This window comes from Streptomyces sp. NPDC059917, assembly GCF_042730635.1.
In the GTDB taxonomy this organism is placed as follows: Bacteria; Actinomycetota; Actinomycetes; order Streptomycetales; family Streptomycetaceae; genus Streptomyces.
The window spans coordinates 18,167-29,898 of the sequence record NZ_JBHWLC010000093.1 but is presented as its reverse complement, the minus strand read 5'-3'; the positions used below and the strand labels follow the sequence as shown (position 1 = coordinate 29,898).

The 11,732-nt window shown below is 74.7% G+C and carries 13 protein-coding genes; 9 read left to right on the top strand and 4 right to left on the bottom strand.

Annotation, left to right across the window (positions count from 1 at the left end; all coding sequences use genetic code 11):
* Positions 1 to 615: helix-turn-helix domain-containing protein (locus tag ACFWAR_RS34235; RefSeq protein WP_385785912.1), on the bottom strand; the 615-nt coding region annotated here is incomplete at its 3' end.
* A 227-nt stretch (positions 616 to 842) separates the two neighbouring features.
* Between ACFWAR_RS34235 and ACFWAR_RS34230 the strand changes: the two genes are divergently transcribed.
* From ACFWAR_RS34230 to ACFWAR_RS34215, 4 genes are all read left to right on the top strand, one after another.
* Positions 843 to 1,592 (top strand): DUF4232 domain-containing protein, encoded by a 750-nt coding sequence (locus ACFWAR_RS34230; protein WP_385785909.1) that lies wholly within the window; start codon positions 843 to 845, stop codon positions 1,590 to 1,592.
* Between the two features lie 86 nt (positions 1,593 to 1,678).
* Positions 1,679 to 3,028 (top strand): MFS transporter, encoded by a 1,350-nt coding sequence (locus ACFWAR_RS34225; RefSeq protein ID WP_385785906.1) that lies wholly within the window; start codon positions 1,679 to 1,681, stop codon positions 3,026 to 3,028.
* 5 nt (positions 3,029 to 3,033) lie between these two features.
* Positions 3,034 to 4,284 (top strand): anhydro-N-acetylmuramic acid kinase, encoded by a 1,251-nt coding sequence (locus ACFWAR_RS34220; protein ID WP_385785918.1) that lies wholly within the window; start codon positions 3,034 to 3,036, stop codon positions 4,282 to 4,284.
* 84 nt (positions 4,285 to 4,368) lie between these two features.
* Positions 4,369 to 5,139: a phytanoyl-CoA dioxygenase family protein gene (locus ACFWAR_RS34215; protein WP_385785904.1), complete on the top strand. Its 771-nt coding sequence runs from the start codon at positions 4,369 to 4,371 to the stop codon at positions 5,137 to 5,139.
* A 6-nt stretch (positions 5,140 to 5,145) separates the two neighbouring features.
* Here ACFWAR_RS34215 and ACFWAR_RS34210 read toward each other — a convergent pair whose 3' ends face one another.
* Together ACFWAR_RS34210 and ACFWAR_RS34205 are read right to left on the bottom strand one after the other, a co-directional pair.
* A complete protein-coding gene (locus ACFWAR_RS34210) occupies positions 5,146 to 5,976 on the bottom strand; it encodes a TrmB family transcriptional regulator (RefSeq protein ID WP_385785902.1) in 831 nt (276 codons plus the stop codon).
* 249 nt (positions 5,977 to 6,225) lie between these two features.
* Positions 6,226 to 6,453: a hypothetical protein gene (locus ACFWAR_RS34205; protein ID WP_385785899.1), complete on the bottom strand. Its 228-nt coding sequence runs from the start codon at positions 6,451 to 6,453 to the stop codon at positions 6,226 to 6,228.
* On the opposite strand from ACFWAR_RS34205, the gene ACFWAR_RS34200 reads away from it, so the two are divergent.
* From ACFWAR_RS34200 to ACFWAR_RS34180, 5 genes are all read left to right on the top strand, one after another.
* Positions 6,452 to 6,946 carry a hypothetical protein gene (locus ACFWAR_RS34200; RefSeq protein ID WP_385785897.1) on the top strand — a complete coding sequence of 165 codons (495 nt, stop codon included), beginning with the start codon at positions 6,452 to 6,454 and terminating at the stop codon, positions 6,944 to 6,946. The two genes, ACFWAR_RS34205 and ACFWAR_RS34200, sit on opposite strands and share 2 nt — an antisense overlap.
* 326 nt (positions 6,947 to 7,272) lie before the next feature.
* On the top strand, positions 7,273 to 9,156 hold the full coding sequence (locus ACFWAR_RS34195) for an ATP-binding cassette domain-containing protein (protein ID WP_385785915.1): 1,884 nt from the start codon (positions 7,273 to 7,275) through the stop codon (positions 9,154 to 9,156).
* A gap of 10 nt (positions 9,157 to 9,166) precedes the next feature.
* Positions 9,167 to 9,634 carry an NUDIX domain-containing protein gene (locus ACFWAR_RS34190; protein WP_385785895.1) on the top strand — a complete coding sequence of 156 codons (468 nt, stop codon included), beginning with the start codon at positions 9,167 to 9,169 and terminating at the stop codon, positions 9,632 to 9,634.
* Positions 9,631 to 10,176 carry an NUDIX domain-containing protein gene (locus ACFWAR_RS34185; RefSeq protein ID WP_385785892.1) on the top strand — a complete coding sequence of 182 codons (546 nt, stop codon included), beginning with the start codon at positions 9,631 to 9,633 and terminating at the stop codon, positions 10,174 to 10,176. Before ACFWAR_RS34190 ends, ACFWAR_RS34185 begins: the two co-directional genes overlap by 4 nt.
* A 32-nt stretch (positions 10,177 to 10,208) precedes the next feature.
* On the top strand, positions 10,209 to 10,616 hold the full coding sequence (locus tag ACFWAR_RS34180) for a VOC family protein (RefSeq protein WP_385785889.1): 408 nt from the start codon (positions 10,209 to 10,211) through the stop codon (positions 10,614 to 10,616).
* A 50-nt stretch (positions 10,617 to 10,666) separates the two neighbouring features.
* Here the strand turns inward: ACFWAR_RS34180 and ACFWAR_RS34175 are convergent, their stop codons facing one another.
* Complete coding sequence (locus tag ACFWAR_RS34175) at positions 10,667 to 11,665, bottom strand: alpha/beta hydrolase (protein ID WP_385785886.1); 999 nt, start codon at positions 11,663 to 11,665, stop codon at positions 10,667 to 10,669.
* Positions 11,666 to 11,732: the final 67 nt, after the last annotated feature.

The following is an 11,732-nucleotide window of genomic DNA, read 5'->3' as shown; positions in this document are numbered from 1 at the left end:
GGCGGGTGCGGAGGCCGGGTCGGCGGCGCCGGAGGGGGTCGCCGGGGCCGTCCGGTCGCCCGTCCGCTGCCCCGCGCCGGGCGGGGCGGCCGCGGCGCCGACGGGCCCGGCCGGGCCGTCGATGTCCCGTGCCGACAGGTTCACGGTGAGCGCGACCGCCCCGGCGAGCCCGGCCACGGCGAGCCCGGCGTAGGCCGCCGCGCGGTGCCGGCGCCGCTGCTTCGGGGCGGGCGCGTCGGTGAGCCGGACGACGGACGGCTCGGGGGCGGGGGTGGGGACAGGCGTGGGCGTGGGGACGGGGTCGGGCGTGGGGACGGGGACGGGCGTGGGGACGGGGACGGGGGCGGGCTCGCCTCCCTTGCGCGGTCGGTTCGCGTCCGCCAGTACCCAGTGCCGGTGCAGCTCGACGAGTTCGTCGGGCGAGGCCTTGCAGAGGCGGGCGAGCCGTTCGACGGGGGCGTAGTCCGTGGGGACGACGTCGCCGTTGCAGTACCGGTGCAGCGTCGACGTACTCATGTGGAGCCGTTTGCCGAGCGTTCCGTAGCTGTGCCCGGACCGCTCCTTCAACTCCCGTAACAGCCGGGCGAACCCCGCCCCGGCGCTGTCCTGCGACACCGTTCCTCCCACCCCGCGTTGCACCCCGTGTCCCGTTCCGCGTCCCAGCGACGGGTTGTTCCCGCAGCTCAGAGGCTGTTTCGCCGTTCCAGTATCCCTGACCGGCCGACAGACGTGGCGGCCGGGACGGACCGCCCCACAGGCTGAGGCCATCCAAGCACAGGGCCAGCGGCGCCGGTTCCCACGAACCCGGCGCCGCGTGGTCGGCACCTGAAGGGGAATCACCCATGACCGCGTTCCGCCACCTCTCCACGCGTCCCCGGCCCCGCACCACCCGGCGCCTCGCGGGCGCCGCCGCCGTCGCCCTCGCCGCCCTCGCCCTCACCGCCTGTCAGAACGGCGCGGGCGGCAAGGAGGCGGCCGCCCCGGGCTCCGCCACGATCACTCCCTCGACGACGGGTGGCACGAGCGGCGCGCAGGGCACCCCGTCCCCCGACCGGCAGGGCTCCCCGGGCCCGGTCGCCGCCGCTTCGACGGGAGGCGCGAAGGCGGCCGCCGGGGCCGGTTCGGGCGATGCGAAGGGTTCCGCGGACGCCTCCGGCGCGGGCAGCCGCGTCCAGTGCGCCGGGTCCAACACGGCCGTCACCGTCCAGCCGGTCACTCGGCCGCTCAACCACATGGTGATCACGGTCAGGAACACCGGCTCCAAGCCCTGCGACCTGACGTACTACCCGGTGCTGCGCTTCGACGAGATGCAGTGGGCACCGGCCGCGCGCAAGGAGACCCAGCCGCAGGCCGTGGTGACGCTCGCACCCGGCGGGTCGGGCTACGCGGCGGCCGTGCTGTCGGCGGCCGACGGCAGCGGCGAAGGCGGTACGACGGCCCGGCGGCTCACGATCGGCTTCCAGGGCCGGACGCCCAACAGCAGCGGCGGCGCCTCCGCCACGCCCGCCCTGCCGCCCCAGGGGATCTACTACGACAGCTCGTTGGTCGTCACCTACTGGCAGCAGAGCCTGGCCGACGCGCTCGGCTCCTGACCGGTGGCCCGCGACGGGGACGGGGGCGTACGGCAGATGGGGGACGGGGCTTGTGGAGCGGCCCCGCCGCTCAGCACGCTTGCCCCATGACCACACCCGCCCCCGCCCCGGTACGGGCTCCCACGGCCGCCCGGCCGACCGGCGCGCGCCGGGCCCTGGTGGCGGGGTCCGTCGGCAATCTGGTCGAGTGGTACGAGTTCGGCGTCTACGGCTACTTCGCCACCGTGATCGCGGCGCACTTCTTCACCCCCGAGGGCGGCAGCCCCGTAGAAGGCCTGGTCAAGGCCTACGCGTCCTTCGCCCTCGCGTTCTTCTTCCGGCCCGTCGGGGCGGCGGTGTTCGGCCGGCTCGGCGACCGGATCGGGCGGCGCCCGACGCTCGTCCTCGTCATCTGCCTGATGACGGGGGCCACCGCGCTGATCGGCGCGCTGCCGACCTACGCGTCCGTCGGCGCGGCCGCGCCGTGGCTGCTGACGGTCCTGCGCGTGGTGCAGGGGCTCTCCGCGGGCGGCGAGTTCGGTGGCGCGGTGGCGGTGATGACGGAGTGCGCGCCCCCGGGCCGCCGGGGCCGGTACGGGGCGTGGCAGTCCTTCACGGTGGCGCTCGGCCTGCTCGGGGGCGCCTGCGTGGCGGCGCTCCTGGCGACCGTGCTGAGCGCCTCCCAACTGCACGCGTGGGGATGGCGGGTGCCGTTCCTGCTGACGCTGCCCCTCGGGCTCGTCGCCCTGTGGCTGCGGTTGCGGCTGGACGAGACGCCCGCCTTCGTCGCGGCCGCGGGCCCCGCCCCGCCGGGCGCCCGGGAGGGCGGGGCGGAGGGCGGGCCGCCGCGGCGGCCGCCCGTCTCGGACACCGTGCGGGCCGTGGTCCTGGGCGCCGGGCGGGTCATGGGCTGGTCCGCGGCCGGCTACACCTTCCTGGTGGTCCTGCCCTCGTACCTCCAGAACACCCTGCACGCGACCTTCCGACAGGCCCTGGTCGCCACCGCCCTGGCCAACCTCGGGTTCGCCTGCTCCATCCTGCCGGCGGGCGTGGTGAGCGACCGGATCGGGCGGCGGCCGGTGATGCTGGCCGGGGCCCTGCTGGTCGCCGTGCTGGCGCTGCCCCTGCTGCACCTGGTGCAGGATCCCGGGGCGGCGACGTACGCGAAGGGCGCGGCGCTGGTCGGGGCCGGGGCGGCTGTCGGGCTGATGGCGGGCCCGGGGCCGGCGATGCTGGCCGAGATGTTCCCGACGACGGTGCGCTACACGGGCCTGGGGCTGGCGTACGCCCTGTCCAACGCCGTGTTCTCGGGCTGCGCGGGGCTGGTGATCACCGAGGTCGTCGCGCGGACCGGGGACGTCGACGTCCCCGGGTACTACGCGGCGGCGGCCTGCGCGGTCAGCGCCGTCGCCCTGCTCACGCTGCGCGGCGACGACCACGAGCGCGAGCTGCGGTGAGCGGCCTGCGCGTGATCGGGTTGATGTCCGGCACCTCGTACGACGCCATCGACGCGGCCGCCGCCGAGTTCACCGTGGACGGGGACGCGCTCGTCCTCACGCCGCTGGGCACGCTCGGCGCGACCTACGACGACGCGCTGCGGGAGGCGTTGGCCGGGGCGCTGCCGCCGGCCGGGACGGATCTGGCCACGGTGTGTCGGCTCGACACCCGCATCGGGCAGGCCTTCGCCGCGGCGGCGCTGCGGGCCGACGCGCGGTTGTGCGGCGGGCGGGCCGACCTGATCGCCTCGCACGGCCAGACCGTCTACCACTGGAGCGAGGCCGGGCGGGTGCTCGGCACCCTCCAGCTCGGTGAACCCGCCTGGATCGCCGAGGCGACCGGGCGCCCCGTCGTCTCGGGCTTCCGCACCCGGGACGTGGCGGCCGGCGGGCAGGGCGCGCCGCTGGTGAGCATCGTCGACGCGATGTGGCTGCGCGGGCGGCCGGGGGTCTCCGTGGCGCTCAACCTGGGCGGGATCGCGAACGTCACGGTGCTGTCGCAGGGCGGGCCGCTGGCCTTCGACACCGGGCCCGCGAACGCGCTGATCGACGCGGCGGTGCGGGAGTGGGCGGGGCGCGACCGCGCGGGCCGGGCCCGCTCCATGGACGCTCAGGGCGCGCTCGCCGCGCGGGGCCGCGTGCATCCTCCGCTGCTGGGGCGGCTGTTGGCGGAGCCGTACTACGCGCTGCCCGCGCCGAAGACGACCGGCAAGGAGCTGTTCCACCTGGCCTACCTGCGGGCCGCGGTGGCGCCGTTCGGGCGGCTTCCCGCCGAGGACGTCGTCGCCACGCTGACCCGGCTCACGGCGCGGACCGTCGCCGAGGCGGTGCGGCCCTTCGGCGCGACGGAGGTGATCGCCTCCGGAGGCGGGACGCGCAACCCGGTGCTGATGCGGTGGCTGGAGGAGGAGTTGGGCGCGGGCACGGGGGAGGTCCCGCTGCGGACGTCCGACGGGCTGGGGCTGCCGTCGGACGCGAAGGAGGCCTACGCCTTCGCCGTGCTGGGCTGGCTCACCGCGCACGGGCTGCCGGGCACCCTCGCGTCCTGCACGGGCGCCCGGCACCCGAGCGTCCTCGGCTCGATCACGCCCGGCGGGCGCGGGCTGCGGCTGCCGACGCCGCTGCGGGAGGCCCCCGTACGCCTCGACGTCCGGCCCCTGCGCGGCCCCGACTCCGGCCCCGACTCCGGCTCCGGCTCCCCCGACGGTCCCCGGTGACCGCGCAAAACGGGTTGCCGGCCGGCGATCGCTTGGCGAGGCTGCTCGGGCAACCGATGAGCCCCGAGCCCGTGGAGTCCGCCGATGCTGACCGACGCAGAGATCGAGTCCTTCGTGGCGGACGGCTTCGTCCGTGTCCCGGGAGCCGTCCCGGGGCCCACGGTGCGGTCGTGCCGGGAGCAGCTGTGGGAAGCCTCCGGCTTCCGCGCGACCGAGCCCGAGGGGTGGACCGAGCCGGTGGTGCGGATCGCCGCCATGTCCACCGCGGCCTTCCGGGAAGCGGGCAACACCCCGCCGCTGCGCGAGGCCTACGACCAGTTGGTGGGCGCGGGACGCTGGCGCGCCCCGCTCGGCATGGGCACCTTCCCGATCCGCTTCCCCGGCGAGAAGGATCCCGGTGACGACGGCTGGCACCTCGACGCGGGCTGGAGCGCGCCGACGGGCGAGTACCGGGTGAACCTGCGCTCGCGCGGTCGCGCCCTGCTGATGCTGTTCCTCCTATCGGACGTCGGCCCGGACGACGCCCCCACCCGCATCCGCGTCGGCTCGCACCTGGACCTGCCGCCGCTGCTGGCCGCCGCAGGCGAGGAGGGCCGGGAGTGGTTCCCGCTGTGCGCGGACGCCGTACCGGCCTCGGCCGACCGCCCGCAGGTGGCGGCCACCGGCCGGGCCGGGGACGTGTTCCTGTGCCACCCGTTCCTGGTCCACGCCGCGCAGCGGCACCGGGGCAGCACGCCCCGCTTCCTCGCCCAACCCCCGCTGGAACCGGTGGACCCGGTGGGAGCGTTCGACCTGGACCGTCCCGCGCCGGCACCGGTGGAGCGGGCGGTACTGGCCGGACTGCGGGGCCGCTGACACCGCTCAGACGCGGGCCCCGGACCCGAGGTCGGCCACCGTCTCGGCCTGGTCCCAGACGGTCAGGAAGGTCAGCCTCAAGCAGCTGGCGAGCGCCGGGTGCTCGATGAACAGGGCCGTGGTGGCGCGCGTACCGGCCATGGGGTCGGGCATGTCGCACAGGACCAGCGAGGCATCGGCGATGATCAGCTTGAGCGGGAGCCGCGGGGCGAAGCGGGCCTCCTCGCCCGCCTCGCCGAAGCGGCGCACGTTCTCCAGTACCTCGGCGTCGCCGAGCGCGTCGTGCGTGTACACCGCGCGGGCCGTGCCCCCGGCGCGGCGCAGCCTGTGGACGGTCCTGATCCCCTCCGTGTTCGCCGCGGGGGCGACGAAGGGCGGTTTGCAGAAGCTGAGCACCTCGTGCGCCGCCTGCTCCTGGATGCGTGCGAAGCGCTCGGCGATCGCCTTCGGGTCGCGCAGCACCTCGATGTAGTCGAGCGGGTCGGTGTGGGTCTGCCCGGCGGTCCAGAGCGGGGTGAGCGCCGCGGTCAGGGCCGACGAGGCCTGGTCCAGCCGCTCCAGGGACTCCCGCTGCAGGGCCATCAGCCGGGTGAGGGCCAGTTCGGGCGCGACGGCCGAGAAGGCCGCCACGCGACCGGGGCGCGGGATGGCCAACCGCCTGCGCACGAGCGCGTCGAGCACGTCGTACACGCGCTGGCGGGGGACGTGCGCCGCGCGCGCCGCCTCCGCGGCGGTGTACGACTCGCGCGTGACCAGCGCGAGGTAGACCCTGGCCTCGTAGCGCGAAAGGCCCAGCGCGACAAGGTCGTTGACCGCACCGTCGTCCGACGACTCCATGGCACGACACGCTATACCCGGAGATCACCGACCGAAAGCGAATCCTTTACCCTCGACGGGTCTCCCCCTCCTCCTTCGTCATCGACGACACCGCGCTGAACATCAGCCGACCCGAACGGGCCCGGACCGCGACATCGGTCCGGGCCCGCGTCCGGTCCGCACCGGGCCCGCGTCCGGTCCACACATCAACTAGGCTGCGCACCACAGCTGTTGGTGTCACTGGACGGACCGGGGTGGAGGACGCATGCGTCACGGATCACGAGGGGCCGCGGGCGCCGCCTTCGCCTCGGCGCTCCTCCTCTCGGTCACCGGCTGTTCCGGCTCGGCGAAACCGAGCGCCGCCGCGTCGCCCTCGACGTCCGCGAAGGCCTCCTCGTCCGCGCCGTCCACCCCGTCCGCGACGCCCACCGCGCCTGCCACGGCCACCGCGCCCGCACCGGCGGCCCCGAGCACGACGTGCACGGACACCTCGGCCATGGACACGGAGAAGCTGACGTCCTACCTCTCCCGGCTCAAGAGCACCAGCGGCTCCTACGGCAGCAAGGCCCTCAAGATCGACGGTGCGGGTCTGAGTTTCGCGCCCGAGGCGACGGAGCGTCCGTGCGCCGCGGTCAAGGTGACGGTCAGCCGGTTCTGGGTCGACGTGTCCCACGGCGCGACCCCGCCGGGCCGCCCCAGCCCCTCCCCCCGCGCGGAGTTCCGGTACGTGTTCATGGACCGGCCCGTGCTCACCGTCGGCCCCGCGGACGGGATCGTCGACGGCAGCGTGCCGCCCGCGTCCGCTCCCTGCCGGGGTTCGCTGTCGGTCGTCCACACGGGGCCGGACATCGAGGAGTCCGACCTGCCGAGCGACCTCCAGATGCCGACCTCCTACACGGAGGCGGGTCGCGGCGCCATGGACGTGAAGGTCAAGGCCGACCGCGTGCTCGCGGCGACCTTCGTGCCCCCGTCCACCCCGACCGGCTGCTGACCGACCCCGGACGGGCAGGCAAGCGACCGAACGGGTGACCCGACCTGTTCGAGCGAGTTTCACCGGCTCCCGACCGGCTCCACCACGACCGTCCCCCAGATGAGAACGTCCGTTCGGCGATCGGTGCCCGAAGTACCAGTGACGAGCCCGACCCGCGGCCGTTATTAGAGCACCAGTACCCGCGGTGCACCCGTCTGGAGGACCACGTGACAGCCGACCACCCGTCCGTCTCCGACTCCGAGCGATTACTCTTCGGCGGCGAGCTGGCCTACGACATCGGCTGGGAACGCCACGAGGGCGCCTGGCTGGAGCTGGGCCTGTGGACCATGGCCAAGGGCCTGCCGCGGATGGTCGGCATGGGCGTGCGGCTCGCCCACCTCGCCGATGCCCGAGCGCTACGGGTGGTCCTCGGCGCCGAGTTCGGGCGCGGCATCACCCAGGCGGTCGGGCTGGTCGCGGTCAACGCCGTCCTCGGCCACGTCCTGGCGGGCGGGTCGACGAACGAGCGCCTCGCCCAGGCCGCCCCCGCCCTCGTGGTGGTCGCCGTCACGGCCCTGCTCGGCTCGCTGTTGCGCTCCGCCTCGACGGCCGCGACCGGCGCGCTCGAACCGAAGGTGCAGCGCGTGGCCACGGAACGGTACTTGGGTCTCGTGCACCGGGTGGAACTGGCGGCGATCGAGGACGACGAGTTCCACCGGCTGCTGGACGCCGCCCGCTACGGCGCCGACTCGGCCCGCCGGATGATCCGTTACTGCACCAACACGCTCAACTCCGCCATCTCCCTGGTCGCGGCGGCGGGCGTGCTCACCGTGCTGCACCCCGCCCTGTTGCCGCTGTTGGTGCTGATGACCCTGCCGAGCGCGTGGAGTTCGCTGACGATCTCCAAGCAGCGGTACGTCTCCTTCCACACCTTCGTCCAACACGCGCGCGCCGGGCACCTGCTGGGGCAGTTGCTGACCTTGCAGGAGGCCGCCGCGGAGGTCCGCGTGCACGGGGTCGGCCCGTTCCTCCTGGGGCACTTCCGGAACATGGCCGAGACCAGCGAACGCGAGCAGACCCGGCTGGCCCGGGGCGCCGCCCGGGTCGGGCTGGTCGCCGACGGCGCGGGAGGGGTGGCCACCCTCCTCACCTACGGCGCCCTCGGGCTGCTGCTGTGGAACGGGGCCATGGACCTCGCCGTCGCGGGCACGGCCGTCCTCGCGATCCGCACGGGCGCCACCAGCCTCGACGGGCTGGTCTCGCAGATCACCGAACTCCACCAGGAGTCCCTGTTCGTCGCCGACTACGAGCGGCTGTGCACCGAGGCCGAGGCCCGGGCCATTCCCACCTCCGGCGAGGCGCTGCCGCCACCGGAGGAACTGCGCGAGATCCGGTTCGAGAAGGTCACCTTCACCTATCCGGGCAGCACCGGAGAGACCCCGCGGCCCACCCTGCGCGAGGTGTCGCTGTCCTTCCCCATGGGCAAGGTCATCGCCCTGGTCGGGGAGAACGGCTCGGGCAAGTCCACCCTGATCAAACTCCTCGCGGGCCTCTACCTCCCGGACGGGGGAGGCGGCACGATCCGGTGGGACGACGTGGACGCCGCGCGGGCCGACCGCGGTCAGATCTTCTCCCGCGTCGCCCTGATGAGCCAGTCCTTCTACCACTGGCCCTTCACCTTCCGGGTCAACATCGGCATCGGCCGCCCCGCGCGTCCGATCGACGACCGCGCGGTCGAGGCGGCGGCGGCGTACTCGGGCGCCGACGGCGTCCTCGCGGAGCTGCCCCGGGGCCTGGGCACGCTCCTCGCCCGCGGGTACCGGGGCGGGCACCAGATCTCCGGCGGGCAGTGGCAGAAGATCGGCATCAGCCGCGCGAAGTACGCGGACGCGCAGATCCTGGTCGTGGACGAGCCCACCAGCGCCCTGGACGCGGTCGCGGAGCAGCGGGTCTTCGACCAGATCCGGTCCCTGGCCCGGACCGGCCAGACGATCGTGCTGATCACGCACCGGCTGCACTCGGTCCGGCACGCGGACGTCATCCACGTCCTCAAGGACGGCCGGGTCGCCGAGTCCGGGACCTTCGCCGAGCTGATGGACGAGGACACCGGGACCGGGGAGTTCCGCAGCGCCTACCTCGTCCAGGCCGCGGCCTTCGCCGACGACATCCCCGCCCCGCGCGACGGCGCGGACCGGGCCGCGCCGTCCGGCGCCGTCCACCCCCACCCCTGAGGAGGCGAGCATGAGCACCACGACCACCGGGGCGCGACCGAACGTGATCGGCGTCCACCTGTACCTCCGGCGCGACGACGGCCGGATCCTGCTCGGGCTGCGCCATCCGGACGTCGCCTTCGCCGGCCGCACCTGGCACTTCCTGGCGGGCCACTGCGAGACGGAAGGGGCGCTGGCCGCCCTGGTCCGGGAGGCGTCGGAGGAGGCCGGGCTGGTCATCGACCCCTCGGGGGCCGAGCTGGTGCACACCGTGCACGTCCTGGACCCCGGCGGCGACGCCCGCCCCCGCCTGCAACTGGTCTTCCGGGCGAGCGCGTGGTCCGGCACCCCGGAGGTCCGGGAGCCGGACAAGTGCCTGGAGTGGGGCTGGTTCGCCCCGGACCGGCTCCCCGAGCCGCTCGTCCCCTACACCCGGCAGGCGATCGAGTCGATCGGCCGTGGTCGGGCGTACTCCGAGATGGGCTGGTCGGCGCGGTGAGCGGGGTGGAGCGCTACCGGCTGCCGTTGGACGTGCACCTGCTGCTGGTCCGGGCCGGGCGGCCGGGCGGGGAGCGGGAGGTGCTGCTGTCGCGGCGCGCCGGACAGGTGTACGCGGCGGGCATGTGGCACCTGCCGTCCGGGCACGTCGACGGGCCGCACGAGGACGTCGTCACCGCGGTGATCCGGGAGGCGGCCGAGGAGACCGGCGTACGGATCGAGCCGGACGCGGTGGAGCTGGCGGTGACGGTCCACCACCGCAGCCCCCACGGCCGGGCCCGGATCGGCCTGTTCTTCCGGGCCCGCGCCTGGCGGGGAAGTCCGCGGGTGCGGGAGCCCGACGTCTGCGACGCCATGGGCTGGTACCCGCTGGACGCCCTGCCGGAGCCGATGGTGGCGTACTGCCGGGCCGCCCTGGACGCCTACCGCGCGGGCCTGCCCGGCGCCGTGCACTTCCAGGAGCCCGGCGACCCGATCCCCCACACCGCGGACGCCGCGAGCGACCGGACCCGGCTGCTGTCGGGTCCCGGATTTAATGTCTAGGGGATCATGCGCGCGCGTGGCAAGATCGCGGAATGCTTCGACTCACCGATTTCATCATCGACTGCCCGGACACGATGAAGCTGGCGGCCTTCTACTCCGGGGTGACGGGTCTCCCGGTGAAGGCGGACAGCAACGCACACTGGGCCGGTATCGCCCTCGGTGCGATCGAACTGGCCTTCATCCAGGTGGAGGACTACCGCGCCCCGCAGTGGCCGGACAACGAGCACCCCAAGCAGTTCCACCTGGACTTCGAGGTCGACGACATCGAAGCCGAGGAATCCCGCGTCCTGGCCCTGGGCGCGACCTTGCGGCGGGACGTCATCGGCCCCGAGGGCTACGGCTTCCGCGTCTACACCGACCCCATCGGCCACCCCTTCTGCCTGTGCCGCAACAAGGGCGTCGTGTGGACGGACGAGGGCCCGACCTGGCCGCAGCACTAGGCGATGCTTCTCGGATCGTGTGCGGAGCCAGATGATCCGAGAAACATCGCCTAGGTCGCGTTCAGGAGGCGGCGGAGCCAGCGGGTGCGGGCGCTGCGGGCGTCCGCGCTGAGGGCCGCGTGCGGGGCCAGGGTGTCGAAGCCGTGGAAGGCTCCCGGCCACACGTGCAGTTCGGCCCGGCCGCCGGCCCGCCAGATCGCGTCGGCGTAGGCCACGGCCTCGTCCCTGAACGTCTCGGCCGACCCGACCTCGATGTAGGCGGGCGGCAGGTCGGACAGGTCCGTGGCCCGCGCGGGCGCCGCGTAGGACGGCAGGTCGGCGGCCCCGTACCGGTCGCCCAGCAGGGCGCGCCACGCCGTCGCGTTGGAGGTGCGGTCCCAGGTGTCGAGGCCGGCCATCTGGTGGCCGGAGAAGGTGTCGCCCCGGTCGTCGAGCATCGGGCACAGGAGCAGTTGGCCGATCGGGGTCGGTCCGCCCCGGTCCCGGGCGAGCAGGGCGAGGGCCGCGGCGAGTCCGCCACCGGCGCTCTTCCCGCCGATCACGATGCGGTCCGCGTCGACGTCCAGCGCGGCCGCGTGCCCGGCCACCCACTCCAGTCCCGCGTAGCAGTCCTGCAACGGGGCGGGGTACTGGGCCGCGGGGGCCAGCCGGTACTCCACCGACACGACGGCCAGCCCCAGTTCGAGCGCCCACTCGCGCAGCAACCGCGGGAGCACGGACCACGCGTTGCCCATGAGCATGCCGCCTCCGTGCATGTAGTACAGCACCGGCAGCGGGCCGGTGACCGCGGCCGGCCGCGCGCTGACGAGCGTGACGTCCTGCCCGTCCGCCGCGCCCGGCACGCACACCTCGCCGACCTCGAAGCGGCCGTCGGCGCGCAGCTCCCGGGCCGTCGGCCGGGGCCGTGCCGCGGCGTCGCGGCGCTGGCGCGCGGCGAGGTTCTCCGGGGTGAAGGGCTCCCGCGCCCGCTCCCCCAAGGCCGCCAGGGCCCGCTCCAGTTCGGGATCGAAGGGGGGCGCCTTCGGGGGGATCGTTCGCGCCGGGTCCATACCGGGTAGTCAACCACGCCGGCAACGTGGCGCACGGCGGCCCGTTTTGGATTGGCGCGCGATCCTC

Excerpts from the sequence above, each read along its gene's own strand:
- ACFWAR_RS34230 (WP_385785909.1), top strand. The coding sequence starts at position 843 with ATGACCGCGTTCCGCCACCTCTCCACGCGTCCCCGGCCCCGCACCACC.
- ACFWAR_RS34225 (WP_385785906.1), top strand. The coding sequence starts at position 1,679 with ATGACCACACCCGCCCCCGCCCCGGTACGGGCTCCCACGGCCGCCCGG.
- ACFWAR_RS34215 (WP_385785904.1), top strand. The coding sequence starts at position 4,369 with ATGCTGACCGACGCAGAGATCGAGTCCTTCGTGGCGGACGGCTTCGTC.
- ACFWAR_RS34210 (WP_385785902.1), bottom strand. The coding sequence starts at position 5,976 with ATGGAGTCGTCGGACGACGGTGCGGTCAACGACCTTGTCGCGCTGGGC.
- ACFWAR_RS34200 (WP_385785897.1), top strand. The coding sequence starts at position 6,452 with ATGGACACGGAGAAGCTGACGTCCTACCTCTCCCGGCTCAAGAGCACC.
- ACFWAR_RS34205 (WP_385785899.1), bottom strand. The coding sequence starts at position 6,453 with ATGGCCGAGGTGTCCGTGCACGTCGTGCTCGGGGCCGCCGGTGCGGGC.
- ACFWAR_RS34195 (WP_385785915.1), top strand. The coding sequence starts at position 7,273 with ATGGCCAAGGGCCTGCCGCGGATGGTCGGCATGGGCGTGCGGCTCGCC.
- ACFWAR_RS34190 (WP_385785895.1), top strand. The coding sequence starts at position 9,167 with ATGAGCACCACGACCACCGGGGCGCGACCGAACGTGATCGGCGTCCAC.
- ACFWAR_RS34180 (WP_385785889.1), top strand. The coding sequence starts at position 10,209 with ATGCTTCGACTCACCGATTTCATCATCGACTGCCCGGACACGATGAAG.
- ACFWAR_RS34175 (WP_385785886.1), bottom strand. The coding sequence starts at position 11,665 with ATGGACCCGGCGCGAACGATCCCCCCGAAGGCGCCCCCCTTCGATCCC.